This is a genomic window from Lysinibacillus sp. YS11, from assembly GCF_002896375.1.
Taxonomy (GTDB): domain Bacteria; phylum Bacillota; class Bacilli; order Bacillales_A; family Planococcaceae; genus Lysinibacillus; species Lysinibacillus capsici.
This window is the reverse complement of sequence record NZ_CP026007.1, coordinates 2237925-2257655: the sequence shown is the minus strand read 5'-3', so window position 1 is coordinate 2257655 and position 19731 is coordinate 2237925. Positions and strand designations below refer to the sequence as shown.

The window sequence follows — 19731 nt, the reverse complement described above, 5'->3', positions numbered from 1 at the left end:
ACTATAGTATATCAAATAATAACTAAAAGAGGTGTTTTCAGTGATGGCGAAATCAAAAAACTTTCCGATTATTTGGAGCGTTTTTTCTTTGTTTATACTATCTATGAATTTACGAGCTTCGATCACATCTATCTCGCCGGTATTGAAAAATATTCAAATGGATTTGCAGATGACAAGTGTTGTTGTAAGTTTATTAACAGCACTTCCCGTATTTTGTATGGGGATTTTTGCACCATTGGCTGGCAAGCTAAGTGAACGATGGGGTATCGAATGGACGATTGGGCTATCCGTTTTATTAATTGGTGTATCAACAGCTTTACGGTTAGTGGCAACTTTTCCTTTATTTTTATTAGTAACAGCTATTCTTAGTGGGATAGGTATTGCTATTACAGGTCCACTGATTTCAGGCTATATCAAAAAGGAATTTCCTAAATATTCTTCTACGATGATCGGTGTATATTCTGCGGGTATGGGAATTGGAGCGTCATTAAGTGCTGGGTTAGTTGTGCCTGCTATGCATGCTTTTCATCAATCATGGAACGCAGCTTTAGCAATATGGTCGGTATTTGCTTTTATGGGTATTATTGTTTGGATTCCAATTATCAAAAAATCCAAGCATTCTCAAGAGTCATTAGAGAAATCTACAGGTCAAAAAAGTCGACTACCTTGGGGAAACCGATATGTTTGGCTCCTTATGGTCATGTTCGGTTTACAATCTGGCGTTTATTATTCCCTCGCGACATGGCTCGCTCCAAAAGTACAGGATATGGGATATAGTGACGCCTACGCCGCAACAACGGTCACTATTTTTTCTGTCATGCAAATGATTTGTAGCTTTATCATCCCCATCTTAATAAATAATAGTTTCAAGAGAAAGCCTTGGATGCTACTTTGCGCTTCAAGCTCCTTTATTGGCATTTTGATGTTAATTATGGGCGGCATCTCGCCAATTTTCTGTGCGACGTTGACAGGGATCGGTGCTGGTGGTTTATTCCCGTTAGCAATGATTTTACCTTTAGATGCTACGACTACACCAAAAGAGGCAAGTGAATGGACAGCGATGATTCAATTCGGTGGCTATATCATTAGTGGTATCATTCCTATGCTTGTTGGTGTCATCAAAGATATGACGAATACATTTGACGTTGCCCTTTTCACTTTATTATTTATCATCATCATTATCATGGGTCTGACGTTAAAGGTTAAAACAAAGACGGAATCAGCTACTATTCGCGTTCTTCCTAGTAGATGAAGTAAGGCGTCTTTAAACCGTGTTTCAAACAGTAGACATTCTATTTTTGAAGATGTCAGATGCTAAAATAGTTTGTCTCTTGCTTTTTGGCAAATTTACCCAACAACATTTTTACGTAGTTCTTTTTATGCTACAATTCACTATAAATGAGGAAGGAAGATGTTTTATGAAAATATCTGTTTATGTTGCAAGTGCATTTAGCAAGGATCATCAAGGTGGGAATAAAGCAGGAGTGGTATTTAATGAGGATACATTGACCACTACTCAAAAAATGGCAATAGCCAAAGAATTGGGCTATGCGGAAACCGCATTTATATCAGCATCTGAAATGGCTGATTATTTGAGTATTTTACACCTAAGGAAGAAGTAGATTTATGTGGACATGCCACAATTGGCGCTTTCACGATACTGATGCATTTAAATAAACTTTTCAAAGATCGCTATACGATTGAAACAAACAGCGGTGTTCTTACTATTACGATAAAAGATGACATCATTTTCATGGAACAAAACAAACCGATATTCTATGATGTTATATCTCCAAACGAGTTTATCGACTGTTTTGACATTAAAGATATAGATAATAAATACCCAATTCAAATTGTTTCCACGGGCTTAAAAGATATTTTAATTCCGATAACAAGCGAAACACAATTACATGCACTGCAACCTAATTTTGAAAAATAAAAGAAATCAGCGAGTATTATCATGTTGTCGGGACGCATCTGTATACGTTTAATGACAATCGAATAATATGTAGAAATTTTGCTCCACTATACGATATTAATGAAGAAGCAGCAACTGGAACTTCTAACGGTGCATTAGCTTGCTACCTTTATGAACAGCACCACTTGCAAAAAGAAGTCTATGTATTTGAACAAGGTTATTCTTTACACTCTCCTTCCGAAATATTAGTGAAATTAGCAACCAATAGCAAGAATGAAATAGAAAAAGTTTATGTTGGCGGCAAAGGCTATTACTGTGAAACAAAATATTTAAATGTAGAAGATATGGTGTGAACAATTAATTTCTCAACCTCAGACTGTAGATTTTTTGAATTTTAATTTAAAAATAGATAAAAAGACAAACACATTTTTATAATTGAACAATGTGTTTGTCTTCAATTTCTGCTACCTTTTATGAGCTTGTGGGACATAACCGATTCGTTTCCATTGCTTAAGTGGCACATCCTCAATGAATGCCTTGCCTTTTTTCCACCCTAGAAGCCCGTCATGCATTTCAACAAAGTCGTTTTCCCTGCTTCATTATAATAATAAGCCTACTTTAATCCCCTTATTTAAAATATTTTGATAGTCAATATAGTCATAGATATCGTCATCGATGAACGAACTTAATTCTTTCAATTCATCCATTGTTAAATCTTCAATGGCTTTGTCATGATCTTCACAATAAATAACGATGGAACCCACGATGCTGTGTGCATCTCTGAACGCAACGCCTTTGCTCACTAAATAATCAGCGACCTCTGTTGCATTCAGAAAACCTCCTTTGACTGCTTTTTTCATGTTTTCACTGTTCACCTTCATCGTAGCAATCATTTTTGACATAATTTGTAGACAAGATAATACGGTGTCCAATGCATCGAAAAATGGCTCCTTATCTTCTTGCATATCTTTATTGTAAGCAAGTGGTAAGCCCTTCATTGTTGTTAAGAGTGAAGTCAGTGAACCATATACACGTCCTGTTTTGCCTCGTATCAGCTCAGCGGCATCAGGGTTTTTCTTTTGTGGCATAATACTGCTGCCAGTAGAATAGGCATCATCAATCGTAATAAATCTAAACTCTTGACTACTCCACAAAATAAGCTCTTCACTTAATCTACTTAAATGCATCATAATGATTGAAAAATCTGACATTAACTCTAATAAATAGTCGCGATCACTTACTCCATCTAAGAAATTATCTACAGGCTTAGAGAAGCCTAGCTCAATAGCTGTCATCTCACGGTTAATCGCATGAGTAGTTCCTGCTAATGCGCCACATCCAAGCGGGCTTTCGTTCATAATTTCTATCGCTTTCACAATTCTTTTTTTATCGCGGTTTAACATATGATAATAAGCCATCAAATGATGTTGAAACGTTACAACCTGCGCACGTTGAAGATGTGTGTATCCTGGCATCATAACGTTATTGTCTTTTGCTTTTTGTTCTAAGCTCTGTTGTAACGCTTCAATTGAGGCAATCACCTCAAACGCCTTGTTTTTTGCATAAAGTCTAATATCTGTTGCTACTTGGTCATTACGACTTCTCGCTGTATGAAGTTTTTTCCCTGTGTCACCGATCCGTTGAGTCAAATTAGACTCTACGAAACTATGAATATCTTCATAATTTCCTTCAATTTGTAATGTGCCATTATCAATATCCTCTAAAATGGAAAGAAGTGCATTCTCAATATCTTGTCCTTCCCTCTCAGTCAATAAATTGCATTGTACTAGCATATGGACATGGGCAATACTGCCTTTAATATCTTCTTTGTAAAGTCTTTGATCCACCTTTAATGAACTATTGAAATCTTCCATTAATTTGTTTTCTTCTTTTCTAAAGCGACCGCCCCAAAGCTTCATCATTCATTCTCCTTCAATCAATCTATTAAACGTTATGATATTTCAGAAATGCTTTCCTGTAATTCATCAATATTTCCTCTTTTACGCATATACCAGACACCATTGTAAACAGCAAAATAGTAAAAGGCTAAGCCAAATATAGCGACAATTACGGACATATAAGGGTCAGGAATGATACCTTTCCCACCGAAATTCCCTAAGAAAGACATCAATACAAGCATTAAAATATAAATAATAATGTAGATACCACCAAAAAATTCAACTGATTGGTGTTTTTGAATAAAGAAAATTACTAAATAACAAACAATACCTATTATTAATCCAGTAATGGCTAGCTGTACCTTACTCCAATTTGTCCAATAAATAAGCAGTGTGGCAAAAACGAATGCCATTGGTGCAATGAATTGCATACCAGGTAGCCCATTATTTTTTGTTAGACCTACTCTACGGAAAACCATAACCGTTACACATGCTGAAGCATATTTAAAAATACCGATAGCTCCTACAATCGCAACGATAGCTGTCCAGCTTTTCAGTGGGAATAAAAATAATAATCCTACTAGGAAATTGAGTGCAAGTGCACGTGTTGGAACACCGAATTTTTTATTAATTGTTCCAAAATAAGATGGTAGGAATCCACTTTTCGCCATACCAAATACATGTCTTGACGTACCAGCTGTATAAGTAAGAGCTGAACCTGTTGGCGAAACCATCGCATCAGCTGTAATAATCCAAGATAGCCAAACCATATTAGCCATCATTGCTAAATTAGCAAATGGTGAATCAAATTTAATGCCACTCCAACCATTCGCTAACATTTCTGTTGGAACTGCGCCGATAAATGTAATTTGAAGTAACACATATAATACTGCCGCAACACCTAATGATGTAATGAGGGCAAGTGGAATATTTCTTCTAGGGTTGACGACTTCCCCACTCATCATGATGACGTTTCCAAACCCAGTATAAGCAAAAAATATTCCGGTTGTTAAAATGGCACTTAAACCAGCGCTATAGCCATTTGGTGCAAATCCTTGGCTTGAAAAATTCTCTGGATGAAAGCCTGTCATAAAAAATGCAATGATTGTTAGTACAGGGACTATAAACTTAATTGTTGTAATGATATTGTTCGTGACTGCGAATAATTTCACCCCAAAATAATTGAAAACAACAAAGAATATCATTAAAACCATCGCTGCAAGAATACCTGATGTTGTTAGTTGTTCTTTTGCTACATCATATAACCCTGGCCAAAACTGATTGGCATATTGAATAACACCGGATGATTCTACGGGAGCTGTAGCACAATAGCCAAACCAGATTGAATAACTAGTAACGGTAGCAAGCATTTTACCGTGAGAATAAAGCGGATATCTTGCTAGGCCTCCTGTTTCAGGTTTTACTCTTCCTAATTCAGCATAAACAAGCGCTATGAGTGTGATAACAAACGCACCAATAATCCAAGAAAGTATGGCTGCCGGGCCTGCTAATTTAGCAGCTACCCATGGTCCAAAGAGCCAACTAGATCCTATTATTCCCCCTAGAGATAATGTTGTAAGTGACCAAAACCCCATTTTCTTTTTCAAATATTGTTCTTGACTCATGAATGTTCCCCTCTCTGAAAAGAGAATATTGGTATGACCCTTTTAATTTGGACGCTTCAATAAAATGACGTTTTGACAGAAAAAATTTACATATTTTACTCTGCAGTGCAATGTAGTGTAGGTGACTAATATAGATTGTGCTCCTTTCTAGATGATGAAACATTGCACACATTTTTTAAGTACCATTAATTAAAGGTTATTAAAAGGTGTTTACCTTAAAATGATTTTATTTTAATCGTTTGAATTTTTCAATACTTTTTTCGCAAAAAAAATAACCATCTCACTTAAGATGGTTATTTCAAACGATAAATTTTACTTGGTCGTCCTCTGGATATTTGTGCGTCTTTCCCTGTGTATTCGACGAGATCAACCTCACATAAACTGGCTAAAATGCGTCTAGCATTACTTTCATCCCAATAGAGATGTGCTGCTAAATCTTTAATGGTGAATTCCTGCCAATTCATTTTTTTAATAAGTGTGTATAATTTACTGTAATTTTTTAAACTAATTTTTGCTTTTTTTAATTTCTCCAATAAAATGTCATCATTAATACGGTATGAAAAGCTCACTTCATCTTCTTCACCAGCCGATTCAGTAATCGTTCCATTTTCTTGGACAATCACAATTGGTTGCTCCGATTTCTCCTTGGAGAGCTGGATGGCTCGCTGCGCATTGATTTCCGCAGAGTGAACAGTTACCCCATAGCCAATTCCGACAGTGACTGTTGTATGGGATTCATGTGATAGCTGATAGATGGTATCCTGTAAATCCTTGATTTTACGTTCAATGGCTCCTCTCGAACTAAAAATGATATAGCGACCATTTCCTTTTTCTAACAAGGAGCCATCTAGTTGCTCACAAAATCGCAATAACGTTTCCTTTAATTTTAATTCCAAATACTGTAAGTGATAGGAGCTCTTCGCTTTTTCAGAGATTTTATCAAAATGTTCGATTTCGATAATTTGCACACCGATCTGTGTATCCTTAAAATAGAAGGCTCTGAGTTTTTCTTCCAGTATTCGTAATGTTTGGCGGATTTCCATATCTGTAGTGGAAATGTGATAAGCAGGGACACCTGCCTCTTTCAGCCCGCGATAAACAGCTTCAAAGCAAGTCAAAGCACCTGCTGTTTTTTGTTGATTCCATAAGTCGATATGAAAATCCATTAATTCTTTTGTACTGGTATTTACATCAAAGGTTTTCACATAGATTTCTTTAGGCGCAAAATCTAGCTGTTTGACGGCTTGCTCCAAGTGTGAAGTCGTGATTTCATCAATGCTTACCTTGTTCAAAAATTCTCCCTGATAAAAGCCCATATGCAATAGACATTTATAAATGCCGGATTCAGTATGTTGAATATAAACTAAGTTTTCACCTGATTGTAACGTATTTTTCGCAACCATATACGAAATTTGGCCAGAAAAAAACCATGCATCAACAGCGTGATGATTATCCTTTACGATATTTACGGTTTCATGAAAATCATGATAGGGAAATGCTACGAAATTCATAGTCATTTCGTATTCTTTGCCTAATTGAATGATGCGCTCTACAGATGAATTAGGGCCAATGACTCCAACTGTATACATTATTTCCTCCTAGTAAAATTACTTTATATATACCATTCTATAGAGAATTGCCCAATATTTATAGTGTCAATTAAAAAAGTCTGTTTTGGTAAAGGACAAAGGGACAGGAGTCGCTCATATTTTATTCAAAAGCGCGCTCATTCTTTAATTCACAAAGCTCCGAGATAGCCTTCGGAAACCCAACCTAGCAATGGGATGTTAAAGGAAACATAAAGTGCCCTTGTAAGAAGGGCTTTTTCGAGAGAATGAATAAGGCATCGTCATCATTTGTGGTGATGGTGGCTGTCATGCCTTTGATTGTAAAGTCAGGTGTAAAATAGAATACTACTTTTTTTGTTGTATCCTTAATAATGCTTGCTAATACAGTCTCTGCATTGGTTGCCTGTAAAGAGATGATATCATAAATATTTAATACCCCTTCCTCCTCCTCCATTAATACTATTGTGTCAAATTCTTCTAAATAGTAAATAGCATGAGGGAAAACTAACGTAAAATAAAACATTAATAAACTTTCATTTTCCTCAACAGCAATCATACTAGAGTGGATATAACGATTTTTTGCATACTCTTCAAGAAGTGCTAGATCCTGCTCAATTGTTAGCTGTTGGACGCTAGTCTGCTTTGGTTGAATAGGTCTTGTGGTAAGATCTAAGCTGTATTCACTTTCATGGATTCGCGTAAAGCCAAACTTCGGATAAAAATCTAGTACTGTTTCATTGGCAAAGAGATACATGACATCACAGGCATCTTCGTACTCTTTCATGAGATGCAACATCAACTGCTTTGCCAAGCCTTGATGACGATAATGTTCATCCGTCATCACTGTACCAATCTGAATTCCCTTTAATCGCTCACCATTTACGCGAATCGACATCTTATAAATAGAAGCATTCGCAATTACTTTTCCTGCTTGTACAAATGAGTAAGGAATATATTGGTCATTCCAATAGCCTTTGTTATACCAGCCTCGAAAGTCCAAACCAAATGTTTTCATTGCTAAATCATTAAAACTTGCCTTTAATTTTTCATTGTGACGATAATCACTAACTAATTCATATTTTGCCACGTCTATTCCCTCCTATTTTATGTTTTAATCGCTAATTTTTGTGGGAATCATCACCTCCTAAAAACAGAAAAAGACCCTATGAGAACTAGCTCATAAAGTCCTTTGTTATACAAAATATAACTGTGGATTAGACATCATTATGCTTCTCTTTTATCGCAAAAGGGCATTACCAAATAAACCCTATAATTTTCAAGAAATTATAGAATAGCCCATTTATTAAATTCATTGGAATTTAATTTGCGATAATTAGTTTTAGCATAAAAAAGCTAATCTCCCTTCTGATTTTAAGAATACTATTATATTACCGTTATTTGTTAGATATGTCTACATGATGAAATAAATGAAATAAGTATAGAATACCCCTTTAAAGCCTATTCTATAAACGAGTTAGCAATGAAGGGAGCTTACCATTTACTATGAAATTTAAACTACCTTTCACCAAACAACAACAACAACCAGTTCAAGAGGCGCCTAAAGAAAATCTTGTGAGAGTTGCACATGCCACAGATCATTTTATTCAATCCATTAAAAATGCAACGAATCATCCAGCCGATTTAATCATTAAATCTCTTCCACCAAACGTCACCCTTATTTACATCGATAATCTGATTGATGATCAGACTTTAAATAATGATATTATTGCTAATTTACAGAGCAAGCCTCACGATACACCCGAGGCAATTGTGATGGCCCTTTCTATTGCAGAAGTCAGTCAATCCAGTCTATTAAGGGAAACAGTAGAATTGATGGTCAATGGTCATGTTGTGATTCACATAGGTGGCTTCCCGCAGACTATTTTAGCCAATATCGCTAGCAGAGAGTCTAGAGCATTGTCAGCGCCTGAAAATGAATCGCAGGTAATTGGTACACAGGTTGGATTTAATGAGAGTCTATCTACCAACATTTCCTTGATTCGTCGCTACATAGTGAGTCCTAATCTTTGTAATGAAAAAGTAAAAATTGGTACACGGACAAGTACCTCTGTTTCTCTTTTATATATGCGTGGCATTGCCAATGATCAAATGGTTCAAACAATGCGTCAACGAATCACAGATCTTTATATCGATGAGCTTATCGATAGTGCCGTATTAGCTGAAATGATTGATGATAATTCACTATCTGTCTTTCCACAAATGCTTTTGACGGAAAGACCTGACAGATTTTGTGATGGCATTTTAGATGGGAAAATTGGGGTTCTCGTAGATGGTAGTTCAATGGCAATAGTTTCCCCTCAAGGATTTACTGAGTTTTTTCAAAGTCAAGAAGATCAAAATCTAAGGTGGCAAATTGCTACTTTTCTTCGTTTATTACGACTGGCTGCCTTCTTTTTATCTGTTTATTTAACACCATTTTATGTGGCAGCTCTTACCTTTCATTATGAAGTGATTCCACAAGCCTTTCTCGTACCATTAAGTGAATCAAGGGCTTTAGTTCCTTTCCCGCCCATATTTGAGGCTTTGCTGCTGGAATTTATTATTGAACTACTGAGAGAAGCAGGAGCCAGATTACCAACTAAAATTGGACAAACAATCGGTATCGTTGGTGGTATCGTTATTGGAACAGCAGCTGTACAGGCAGGGATTACCAGTAATATATTGCTGATTATCATTGCGTTAAGTGCTCTAGCCTCTTTTACGTCGCCAAGTTATATGATGGGCAATGTGATTCGTCTTATTCGCTTCCCTATTATTATACTTGCAGGATTTTGGGGTTTTTATGGTATCATGTTGGCTTTTTGTTTTATTCTGATTCATTTGTTACGTCAGTCAAGCTTGGGTGCTCCGTATATGTCTCCCTTCTATCCACCGAGGTTGAAGGAAATGCGGGATAGTATTATTAGAATGCCTGTCCCATTAACATCAAAAAGACCTGCTTTGACAAGACCAAAGGATGAACATAAATTTGTGCCAGAGCCAGTGAAACCTGATAAAAGTTGAACTGAAGGTGAAATAAATGGCAAAACCTATACAACTTAGCCCTAAAGATATGATTAATGCTTATTTGCTTTTTTTTGTGGTACACGGTGCTCAAATTGGGGTTGGTATACAGGGATTTCAACGCATTATCTATCAGGATGCTAGACAGGATGCATGGATTTCTGTTCTACTGGCTGGGATTGCCACACATCTTGTTACGTTTTGTATGATTAAAACGTTAGAAATTTACGGCTCTGATGATCTTTACGGAATTCAAATTGATATTTTTGGCAAATGGATTGGCAATTTTTTAAATGCAATTTATGTCATCTATTGCTCCGTAGCGTTCTTTTCTGTTTTACGAAATTATATTGAAGTTATACAAGCATGGATTTTTCCTAGCATCGAGGCCTGGTTCCTGTCCGCAACTTTATTAATTATTATTATTTATGCCTTAACGGGAGGGCTTCGTGTCATTGTAGGCGTGTCTTTTTTTAGTATCATTCTCTCCTTATGGATTTTCCCAATGCTAGCATTTCCGATGAAATACGCTACAGTAGAAAGTCTTCTCCCTATTTTAGAAAATGATATTCGCTCCATTTTAAAAGGGGCACAATCAATGACCTTTACGATTATCGGCTTTGAAATTCTAAACGTGATTTACCCCTTTGTAAAAGACAAGAAAAAATCAGAAAACCTGTTCATTTAGGACTATTAGCTACAACCATCATCTATTTAGCCGTGATGCTGGTGTCCATTGCTTATTACAGTGAGGGCAAGCTATTGAAAACGATATGGGCAACCTTGACATTATTTAGTTTTATTAGCTTCCCCTTTATGGAACGCTTTGAATTTGTAGCTGTTTGTTTTTGGATGCTAATCATTTTACCGAATCTATGTCTATACTTATGGGCTGCGTACCGCGGAGCAATTCGTTTATTCCCGATAAGTGAAAAGACATTTGTTTGGCTCTTTTCATTCATCGTTTTAATTGGAACATTATTGGTTCAAACACGGACACAGATTAATACAATTAACACGGTGTTTGGACAGATTGCTTTTTACGTAATCTTTGTCTACCCTATTTTACTTTGGCCAATAGCACGACTAAAGAAGAACTTCACATCAAAGAAGGTGAAAAAGAATGAACAAACTTAGAGGAAGATGGATGATTCTTCTATCCTTTGTTTTTTTATATGGATGTGCACAAACCAATATTTTGGATAAAGTTGGATTAACTACTTTAGTCGGCTATGATGTAGGAACAGAGGATAAAATAAAGACAACAGCTGTTATTCGTGAAGTAAATCCCGAATTTCAAAGCAATGTGGAAGTTCTGTCTACAGAAAACGATACGAGTAAAGGAAATCGGATGGAAGCCAATCGTAAGCTTTCGAAAAAAATCATGGTTGGTCAAATGAGAGTCATCCTATTTGGAGAGGAATTGGCAAAAAAAGACCTTCGCTATTATATTGATACAAACCTAGAAAATGCTAGTGTCAGCAATGGAATCTTTATGGCTATTGTGGAAGGTGAAACAGAAACATTACTGAAATACGAATATCAAAATATTGAGGATATTGGGCAGCATATTTTTAGGTTAATTGAACAAAATGTCAAGCAGGAATACATGATTTCCTCTACACTTCATCAAATTGCCCATGATTTCTATTCATCTGGAAAAGAATTTGCCATGCCTATTATTAAAAGAGATGACGAGCTGGTGGAATTAAGTGGGATAGCTCTTTTTAAAGGCAGCAAAATGGTCAGCACCCTTCCAGCAAAAGATAGCTTTTACGTAAAGATTGTCAGAGATACCTTTAAAGTAGGTTTATATGAAACCGTTCTGGAAAACGAAGATGTACCTTCCGAAATTCTTCAAAAGCCTGCCAATAAAATAACGGTAGCCTTTGATGCAATCCAGTCGAAACGAGAAATGAAGTTAGTTGATGCGGATACGCCAACATTTGACCTGAACGTCAAAATCAAATCAAGAGTATTAGAGGTGTACCCTGACATCAATCAAGGGGACCCCAAAAGTGTGGCGGCACTGGAAAAAGCAATCGAGAAAAAATTATCAAAGGAAATACGTAGAGTGATTGCTCATAGTCAGGAAGTTGAGTCTGATATCTTTGGCTTTGGTGAGAAATATCGAAGCGAAGTAAGACATTCTAAGCTAACAAAGGATAAATGGCAAAAAATATATAAAGACATGAAGGTAAATGTCCATGTTGATTTTACAATTTTAAGGGATGGTGTTTTTGAATAACTAGTGAAATGGTTGCCCTGTCATAACCGATAAAAAGTTTTGGAAAAAATGTTCATAATGAATATCAAAGGCAATACGATGCTTTTTTTCGCCATTATTATTTTCATAAGGTCTTGTCTCGGCAATACTTTGCCCCCTTGCAGGTCCTTCTAACTTGTCGACAACGGTTACAGGATAGGACTCATAAATAAACATGTCAGGATAAATGACTGCCATTAGTGTTAACGCATCATGCACGGGACTTCCTAGAAGTGAGGGGTCCCGTTCTTTATAAAAACGTGTATAGTATTCCATTAAGGGCTTTAGAATTTTTGTTTTGCCAAAGGAGTCAATATAGTCCACCATCCCAGGTGTGACAATGGCCTTTTGTGTCGCATTTAAAGGGATGATTGTCACATTCGTTGCATAGGTAAGCACAATATTAACGGCAAAGGGATCACCATGGAAATTCGCTTCAGCCACTGTCGTTACATTACCTGGCACCCAAAATGCTCCACCCATAATATAAAATTCCTTGATATTTTTCATAAGCTCTTTATAAAGGATAAGCATCGTGGCTAGTGAGGTTAATCGCCCAATATTAACAATAATTAGCTCATCATGCTTATACCTTTCAATAATGTTGACGATTTCAAAAAAGTTCTCAATTTTTAATTCGTGATTATCATTTGGGATGATGGGTCCAAGACCTCGTTCACCATGAATTTCTGGGTAATAGGTCGGCTGCTCTCCTGTTAAGGGTACTTCTGCTCCTAAGATCACAGGAATACCTTGAGGGAAGTCGAACAATTTCATGACATAATAAATATTGGATACCGCATCCTCTCGCGATACATTGCCATAATCTGCAACGAGTCCCACAATTTCTATTTCTTGATTAAGCCGTGCATAGATCAATGCCACCGTATCATCAATACCAATATCCCCGAATAACAGCACTTTTTTTACCAAACCATGTCCTCCCTTTTACTACCATTACTGTTATCTTTATAGTAATCAAAGATGACACGAATTATGAATTTTTGTGGAAAAATGATGAGTAATTCTAGTCCAACGAAAGAAACCCATATGCCGAAGCACATGGGTTTGATGATTTAGTGATTTGATTGAAGGAACTGATAGACTGCCATCATTTCCTGCTTATTCAATTGGCGTATACGATTAAAAATAGGAATATTGGCAACGGCCTCAAGATGGGAGCCCTCTGTAACAACATCGCTTACAGTACCAGTTAGCCATGTTTCCACATCAATGCCATCAACGATTTGCTGGCGTCCCTCCTCATTAATGCCACTTGCGCCACAGCTTACACAGGGCACGGTTAATTTATGGACTCCATCATGCAGTCCATCTTCAGAGAGCACCTTTTTCCCTTTACAGAATGGACAGGAATGACTGGCTTTGACTTTATTGATTTGGGTTACGATTTTCTTGTAGCCAAATGCTTCATATACATATGTTAGTTTTTTATATTTACCATTCGTAAAATATTGATCGATGATGGTTTCTCTTGTCTCCTGTATATTGGCAAAATCACAGATGGTCACTTGATTTTTATGGCTGATGCGCTCTAGATTATCTTTGATTTTGGCCCAAAAAGGAAAAGCATTTTGTAGTACGATTTCATAGCCGACAAAGCTTGCTAGCTCTAATTCCAGCATTTTTAGGGATACCTGTGTTTCCCTTGGCAATAAGGAAACATCCTGTAGCAGTGACATGTCTCCGCCCACGATGGCTTTGATTTTTTCTAGTTGTGGTAAGTTGCCTACAATGTTGATGACTTCATCAAGCGGCTGGCGAATTAAGTCACGAATATCTGTGTCCCCAAATCGTAATTTCTTTTGGTGGTTGAGCACAGTCCCATGACAAATTGGGCATGGTACCATTTCTCTTGTTTCCTTCATTTGCTCTTTAATAATGGATTTTGAAATCACGATATAACGACCAATGATAAAATTAAAGCCCTCCCACTTTTTCGAGGATTTCGTTGCCTTATCATAAAAGGACTTGTCCCAATAACCATATAAAAATGTATGCTTTTCTTCCTCAGTCATATCATGATAGCTTTTACTAATGTCCTGACCCAGCTCAATTTTAATCTGCTCAAAGAGAAATTCTAATTTAGAATGTTGATAGTATTTTAAAACCTCCATTATATCGGGATGTAATAGGCCGTCCCAAAATGGCACGTTTTTGTCTTGTACCACAAGATCAAAATCGAATTTTTCAATTTCCAATCGACCAGAGCAGCTAGGGCAATGATTTTCTTGGCTATAAAAATCGAAGCTTCTCGTATCCTTATTTGTTGGATGAGCAGCCACAATATGATTGATTAGGCCACCTATTTCATACAGGAAGCTATATTGGCTATATAAATGTCTTTCCAAATCAATGGCAACAACTGGGGCAATTTTGTTCGATTCATATTCACCGTAAATCAGACGAGCCATGGAAGATAAGCTTTTTAAGATGCCACCCTTATATATATTTTCCGCATTTTTGAAATAGCTAATATGGTTGTCTTCTAAGTATTGAATGCCCTGCCTTAATGCGAGTGTAGATGTGATTTGTAATGGAGTTGAACCCATGGAATGATTATCCTGATTAAAATAATCTTCATGGCTAACTACATTTAGATGTGTTACAGGCTCCTGCTGTCTTTTACCGAAGTCAACAACAAAATCAGAGCTTTCCAGCATATAGGCATTATGCTCAATCATGATGATGGAGATAGATTCATCCTCTAGGATGTCCCTGACACTATCGATGAATTGGTTTAAAATGTTCTGAGATAGCCCTTTAGAAGGCTCATCAAAAATAAATAATGTATGGGGATTACGAGCGTTGGCAAATAACTCTGAAACTAGATGCACACATTGGAATTCACCAGTCGATAGAGATTGCGTTTTTCTCTCAAGCGTTAAGTAGCCTAGTCCAAGCTTAATCAATAAGCTTAAGCGTTTATGTGCGATATCCTCATTAGGTAGTTCGTTGATTATATCTTCAATCGAGCGCTGGAAAATATCATCAATGTCCTCACTATATTTTGTTAGTTTCTTTTTAATATCAAGGAATGTCGCGACAGTGGAACGACTCGTAATGGATTGGTTACGATCTTGCCCAACCATCACAAGTTTATTCTTGGGATAGCGTTTGATAAAATCTTTAGCAATACACTCATTAACAAGCGTTGATTTCCCACAACCAGACTCTCCTGTAAAGGTAACAAGTCGATTTTGTGGAATGTCTATCGCATCCATTTGGATATTACGGCAATATAAATCGCGGAATTGATAATAGGATGTTGGTGCTGCTGGATTTCGTTCCCAATAGATAGGCTTTGGTCGTGGAGATTCTTCAACGATTTTTCCTCCGTATTTTCCACTACCTGGTCCAAAGAATAGATGCTCGTCTGCCGTGTCTAACACAGTATCAGAATGATCAATCAACCAAATTTGGTTTTTAGCGCCTAGCTGTTGTATTTGCTCTAAAATTTTTAGTAAGGTGTTATGGTCCAGACCCACAGAAATTTCATCAACAATAATCACGGTGTTTTCGCTTGTTGCCATGAATTCTGCTAAGTACAGCCTTGTTAATTCTCCACCTGATAAAGTCCCCATAATACGATTTAAGGTTAAGTAGCCAATATTCATTTGCATAATATTATGCAGAATATGCTGTTTTTCTTCACTGATATTTAATTCTTTTGATAAGGAATAGATGGCCTCTATACTTAAATGATGAATATCAGAAATACTATAGAGTTCATTCCATAAAGTGATTTTATACTGCTCCACTTCTGGACTATAGCGCTTACCCAAACATTTTTTACATTCTACATTTTTTGTCGTGCCTCGCCCCTTACATGCAGGACACCAGCCTAACGCATTGTTAAAGGAAAACATCTCTGGCGATAGCTGAAACTCATCTGCCAGTCGATTACGAATTTCTTTAAAAACACCTGTATGTGTACCAATTGTGGAACGTGGATTGCTAGAGATTGAGGATTTTCCTAGAAAAAGTACAAGGGGCATGTCCTCCATTTTGATGGCACTGAAGTTCGTTTCCATAATGTTTGGAAACAAATATTGATATTCAGCCTTTGGCAATAAAGAAACAAGACGTTTTTTGGATTCTTCTCCAATCGTTTGACAAAATGTCGTCTTCCCTGAACCAGACAAACCTGCTATGGCTAAAGATTGATCGTCGGATAAAACGACATCTAGACGGTTAATATTATTGGCAATTAGTTCATTAATTTTCATTTAGTTATCCTTCCATTTAAGAAAATTAAAAGATGAGACTGAACATGAAAGAACACAATTCTTGCTACGGAATTGCGCTCTTCTTGCTGTTATTTAATTTATACTACGCTAATACTTTTTCAAGCTGTGCACTCATATTTGTCCAAGCATATTTTGCTCCCTCGATTGCACCTTGACGTGCCTTTGTTTCTTCGCTGAAGCCACCTTGATCAAGATGAAGCTGAGTCGTACCATCTGCTACCTGTGTTAATGTCCATGTAACTGTTGTTGTTTCGCCAGCACTTGTCCAAGTATAAGATAATTTGTGAGGCTCTTCCACTTCCAGTACCTCACAGTCTACAATACCGTCCCACCATTCATTTGGTTCAGCACGGAATTGGAATTTATGTCCTACGATTGGTTGGAAGTCATTGTTCCAGATCCATTTTGCTAGTGTATCTGAGTCTGTTAAAGCATGCCATACTTGTTCGATGGAACTTGTAAATTTAAAATCTAATGATACATCTGGTTTCATTTTTTTTCCTCCAATAATAGATGTAATTTCGCGATTCTTTCTTTCCAAAAACCTTCATAAAACGATACCCAATCTTGTATTTCTTTCAATGGAGCTGCATTCAATCGATATCTCGTCTCCCTACCTTCCTTGCGTGCAAGAACAAGGCCTGCATCTTTTAGAATGGCTAAATGTTTCGAGACAGCAGTACGCCCCATATCAAATTGAGCGGTTAATTCGTGAAGCGGTAACTCATCTACCTCTGCCAATAAACGGATCAACTTTCGTCTTGTTGGGTCAGCAATGGCTACATAAACGTCACGCTCTTGATGATTGTTATTCAAAACCACCACCCTTTCTAATAGGACACTGATTGGTGTCTTAATTATATGACACCAAATAGTGTCTAGTCAAATACTATTTTGGTCAAAGTGGTAGGAGTTCTATACCTACAAGGAAAACTAGCTGAAATACAAAAAGTACAGAGGAGGAGCCTATGTACTTTCGGGTAATTATTCATTTGTTAACTTCAGTTGTTATGGAGTCACGTAACAGAATAACAATACGCCTTAAAAGAAAAACCTTTATTGACATGAATTGCGCATCCCAATAAAGGTTTTCTGATGTGAATTTATGCTAGCTCTAAGGGTAAAAAGGCGTAGTCTCCATCTCTTATAACGGAACCTTTACGCACCGCAATTGACTGCTTGAATAGAGGGCCATCAATGACGGTCGTATGGAATTCGCCGCCTTCTCCGCATGGGTCAATGCTACGGGCTTCAAGCTCCTTAACATATTCAGGGGTAAGCACTCGCCCTAAATCGTCCTCCGTCATGCCCAAGGATAGGTTGACCGTGACAATCATTGTAATAAATCCTAAGTGAATAAATTCATCGACAGCCTCACGATGGTTCATCTCCCACAATGGCATGCCTAGCTTTAAACCTACCTTTTTAGTGACTTTATCGTGCCAGCAGCCATGTGCAGGCATATCTAAGTCTCCTGTTACTAATACTTCAGCTCCCTGTTGCTTTGCATTTACTAATAAATCTACAAATACTTCTTCATAATCCGCCCAGCTTGCTGCAGCAGTATAGACTGGCAGCCCAATAGAGTCAGCTTGTGCCTGGATAAGCGCAGGTGGCATCCCGTGGGACCTTGAACGTTTCCCTTCTTCCTCTAGCATCACTATGAGACCCATTGCTTGGCCCACCTGTGATGCTTTATATAAAGCTAAAACACTATCCTTGCCACCACTAAATGAAGCAATAAATGTGCGATTTTGTGCATTCTGTTTCCAGCCTGTTGTGTTGGTCATTTCCTTGTCTCCTTTTACTGTTCATCAAGATATATGCTTCTAGCATCCTCGTCAAAAAACTCTATAATCATTGGATAATTATTAAGGTTAATATTGGCCTCTTTCAATATCTTTTGCATAAAGATGGTATCGACAAAAATTTTATTGATAATCCTCCTACATATTGATGGTAAGTCATGGAAATACGCTATTAACTGAATAAGGTCATCAAAGTGAAAAGTCAAAATATAAGTGACATAATTCTGTAATAGCATACTAAAGCAATGCTCACGATAAGGATTCGATTGATGATCGAATAGAAAGCTATGAAGCAATTGATAGAATGCCTTATTATTTTGATTAAACATATGTAAAAAATCATCTACATTATTAATTAGATGTAGGTACTCTATGCCATCTTCAAAAGGCATAACGAGTCTTTTTGATTTTCCTTCGATGCTTCTCAAAAGTTCGATTGTCAGCTTCTTGCAAGCATTTATCTCATGTGGTGTTAATAATGCTCTGTCATGCTTATGCTGACAAATATAATCATGATAATGAGAAAAATATTGCTCCATATTGATATTCGTTTTAGCATGAATTAAAGTTCCTTCTTTGAACGAAAAAGCATAAAGTGTTTCCTCGTTCACTGGATGGCTATACAGATAGAAAAAGTATAAAAAGTCCTTTAACTGTTGTTTCTGCTCTTTGCTGAGTATCGTGACATGCTCTAATTGAGCAAGTTGAAAGAAGCAATAGTTTTTCATAAAATCATTCATTTTGTTATACGGGTTCCGTGGAATTATTCTAGTCGTTGCATTTATTGTGTAGAGCAAATAATAGCAAACTTGCTCATCATAAACATCTAGCTGCTTGAAGCAAGATGTAAGCATAGGCTGCCAGTCTGGCTTTTGAACATAATGAGGGTTTTGCGGTTGAAATGCCTCTGCCCATTCCAAAAATGTCCCCTGTTCGTGATCAATAAAAAAGAGCTCTGCGCTAGTATCTTCTAATAAAACATATTCAAAGTCATTCATTTGAACAGCTGGTAAACCCCGATTAAACTTGATATTTAGGTAGTGATCAAATACTTCTTGTAATACTGTCATTCATATCCCCATTTCTTTAGGATTTTTCAGAAGCGAACGTCCCTTTATTTTATCACAATCATGATGAGAACTTGGCGATAGATGCTAAGGTGGAACACCATTATGAGTGATTAAGACAGCTCGTTGGATCAATGCCTATTTGGAGGTTATCTGGAGGAGCCATGGAGAAACAAGAGTGAGAATTTTGACTATCTAAATGGAAATAAAGTCTTTTTAGCAGAACATCAAAAGCCCGAACTAAATTATAAAACAACCTAGTGTGCTTCATAATTGTTCGGGCGTTCTG

At 36.9% G+C, this 19731-nt stretch carries 13 protein-coding genes and 2 pseudogenes; 5 read left to right on the top strand and 10 right to left on the bottom strand.

Features of this window, described 5'->3' with window-relative positions:
- Positions 1 to 43: 43 nt before the first annotated feature.
- Both LBYS11_RS11125 and LBYS11_RS11120 read left to right on the top strand, forming a co-directional pair.
- Positions 44 to 1252 carry an MFS transporter gene (locus LBYS11_RS11125; protein ID WP_103118129.1) on the top strand — a complete coding sequence of 403 codons (1209 nt, stop codon included), beginning with the start codon at positions 44 to 46 and terminating at the stop codon, positions 1250 to 1252.
- A gap of 166 nt (positions 1253 to 1418) precedes the next feature.
- Positions 1419 to 2271, top strand: a pseudogene (locus LBYS11_RS11120) (PhzF family phenazine biosynthesis protein).
- A gap of 246 nt (positions 2272 to 2517) precedes the next feature.
- On the opposite strand, the gene argH reads toward LBYS11_RS11120, so the two are convergent.
- From argH to LBYS11_RS11100, 4 genes are all read right to left on the bottom strand, one after another.
- Complete coding sequence (gene argH, locus LBYS11_RS11115) at positions 2518 to 3840, bottom strand: argininosuccinate lyase (protein ID WP_199768317.1); 1323 nt, start codon at positions 3838 to 3840, stop codon at positions 2518 to 2520.
- A gap of 29 nt (positions 3841 to 3869) precedes the next feature.
- Positions 3870 to 5441, bottom strand: a complete 1572-nt coding sequence (locus LBYS11_RS11110; RefSeq protein WP_103118127.1) for an APC family permease — start codon at positions 5439 to 5441, stop codon at positions 3870 to 3872.
- Between the two features lie 293 nt (positions 5442 to 5734).
- Positions 5735 to 7030 (bottom strand): helix-turn-helix domain-containing protein, encoded by a 1296-nt coding sequence (locus LBYS11_RS11105; RefSeq protein ID WP_048392800.1) that lies wholly within the window; start codon positions 7028 to 7030, stop codon positions 5735 to 5737.
- Between the two features lie 184 nt (positions 7031 to 7214).
- Entirely contained in the window at positions 7215 to 8096 is an 882-nt protein-coding gene (locus LBYS11_RS11100; RefSeq protein ID WP_103118126.1) for a GNAT family N-acetyltransferase, read from the bottom strand.
- A gap of 416 nt (positions 8097 to 8512) precedes the next feature.
- On the opposite strand from LBYS11_RS11100, the gene LBYS11_RS11095 reads away from it, so the two are divergent.
- The 3 genes and pseudogenes from LBYS11_RS11095 to LBYS11_RS11085 all read left to right on the top strand — a co-directional run bounded on the left by LBYS11_RS11095 (position 8513) and on the right by LBYS11_RS11085 (position 12281).
- A complete protein-coding gene (locus LBYS11_RS11095; protein WP_103118125.1) occupies positions 8513 to 10033 on the top strand; it encodes a spore germination protein in 1521 nt (506 codons plus the stop codon).
- Between the two features lie 16 nt (positions 10034 to 10049).
- A pseudogene (locus LBYS11_RS24120) lies at positions 10050 to 11170 on the top strand (GerAB/ArcD/ProY family transporter).
- Positions 11157 to 12281 (top strand): Ger(x)C family spore germination protein, encoded by a 1125-nt coding sequence (locus LBYS11_RS11085; RefSeq protein ID WP_048392808.1) that lies wholly within the window; start codon positions 11157 to 11159, stop codon positions 12279 to 12281. Before LBYS11_RS24120 ends, LBYS11_RS11085 begins: the two are co-directional and overlap by 14 nt.
- Here LBYS11_RS11085 and LBYS11_RS11080 read toward each other — a convergent pair whose 3' ends face one another.
- From LBYS11_RS11080 to LBYS11_RS11055, 6 genes are all read right to left on the bottom strand, one after another.
- The gene (locus tag LBYS11_RS11080) at positions 12282 to 13232 is read right to left on the bottom strand and encodes a nucleoside hydrolase (RefSeq protein WP_048392810.1); all 951 of its coding nucleotides are present in this window, start codon (positions 13230 to 13232) and stop codon (positions 12282 to 12284) included.
- 143 nt (positions 13233 to 13375) lie between these two features.
- Positions 13376 to 16546, bottom strand: a complete 3171-nt coding sequence (locus tag LBYS11_RS11075) for an ATP-binding cassette domain-containing protein (RefSeq protein ID WP_103118124.1) — start codon at positions 16544 to 16546, stop codon at positions 13376 to 13378.
- Positions 16547 to 16649: 103 nt separating this feature from the next.
- A complete protein-coding gene (locus LBYS11_RS11070; protein ID WP_048392814.1) occupies positions 16650 to 17060 on the bottom strand; it encodes an SRPBCC family protein in 411 nt (136 codons plus the stop codon).
- Positions 17057 to 17383, bottom strand: coding sequence for an ArsR/SmtB family transcription factor (locus LBYS11_RS11065; RefSeq protein WP_048392816.1), 327 nt, complete (start codon positions 17381 to 17383; stop codon positions 17057 to 17059). Before LBYS11_RS11065 ends, LBYS11_RS11070 begins: the two co-directional genes overlap by 4 nt.
- A gap of 287 nt (positions 17384 to 17670) precedes the next feature.
- Positions 17671 to 18357: a Dph6-related ATP pyrophosphatase gene (locus tag LBYS11_RS11060; protein ID WP_054550131.1), complete on the bottom strand. Its 687-nt coding sequence runs from the start codon at positions 18355 to 18357 to the stop codon at positions 17671 to 17673.
- A 14-nt stretch (positions 18358 to 18371) separates the two neighbouring features.
- On the bottom strand, positions 18372 to 19445 hold the full coding sequence (locus LBYS11_RS11055) for a hypothetical protein (RefSeq protein WP_103118123.1): 1074 nt from the start codon (positions 19443 to 19445) through the stop codon (positions 18372 to 18374).
- Positions 19446 to 19731: the final 286 nt, after the last annotated feature.

Excerpts from the sequence above, each read along its gene's own strand:
- LBYS11_RS11125 (WP_103118129.1), top strand. The coding sequence starts at position 44 with ATGGCGAAATCAAAAAACTTTCCGATTATTTGGAGCGTTTTTTCTTTG.
- argH (WP_199768317.1), bottom strand. The coding sequence starts at position 3,840 with ATGATGAAGCTTTGGGGCGGTCGCTTTAGAAAAGAAGAAAACAAATTA.
- LBYS11_RS11110 (WP_103118127.1), bottom strand. The coding sequence starts at position 5,441 with ATGAGTCAAGAACAATATTTGAAAAAGAAAATGGGGTTTTGGTCACTT.
- LBYS11_RS11105 (WP_048392800.1), bottom strand. The coding sequence starts at position 7,030 with ATGTATACAGTTGGAGTCATTGGCCCTAATTCATCTGTAGAGCGCATC.
- LBYS11_RS11095 (WP_103118125.1), top strand. The coding sequence starts at position 8,513 with ATGAAATTTAAACTACCTTTCACCAAACAACAACAACAACCAGTTCAA.
- LBYS11_RS11085 (WP_048392808.1), top strand. The coding sequence starts at position 11,157 with ATGAACAAACTTAGAGGAAGATGGATGATTCTTCTATCCTTTGTTTTT.
- LBYS11_RS11075 (WP_103118124.1), bottom strand. The coding sequence starts at position 16,546 with ATGAAAATTAATGAACTAATTGCCAATAATATTAACCGTCTAGATGTC.
- LBYS11_RS11070 (WP_048392814.1), bottom strand. The coding sequence starts at position 17,060 with ATGAAACCAGATGTATCATTAGATTTTAAATTTACAAGTTCCATCGAA.
- LBYS11_RS11060 (WP_054550131.1), bottom strand. The coding sequence starts at position 18,357 with ATGACCAACACAACAGGCTGGAAACAGAATGCACAAAATCGCACATTT.
- LBYS11_RS11055 (WP_103118123.1), bottom strand. The coding sequence starts at position 19,445 with ATGACAGTATTACAAGAAGTATTTGATCACTACCTAAATATCAAGTTT.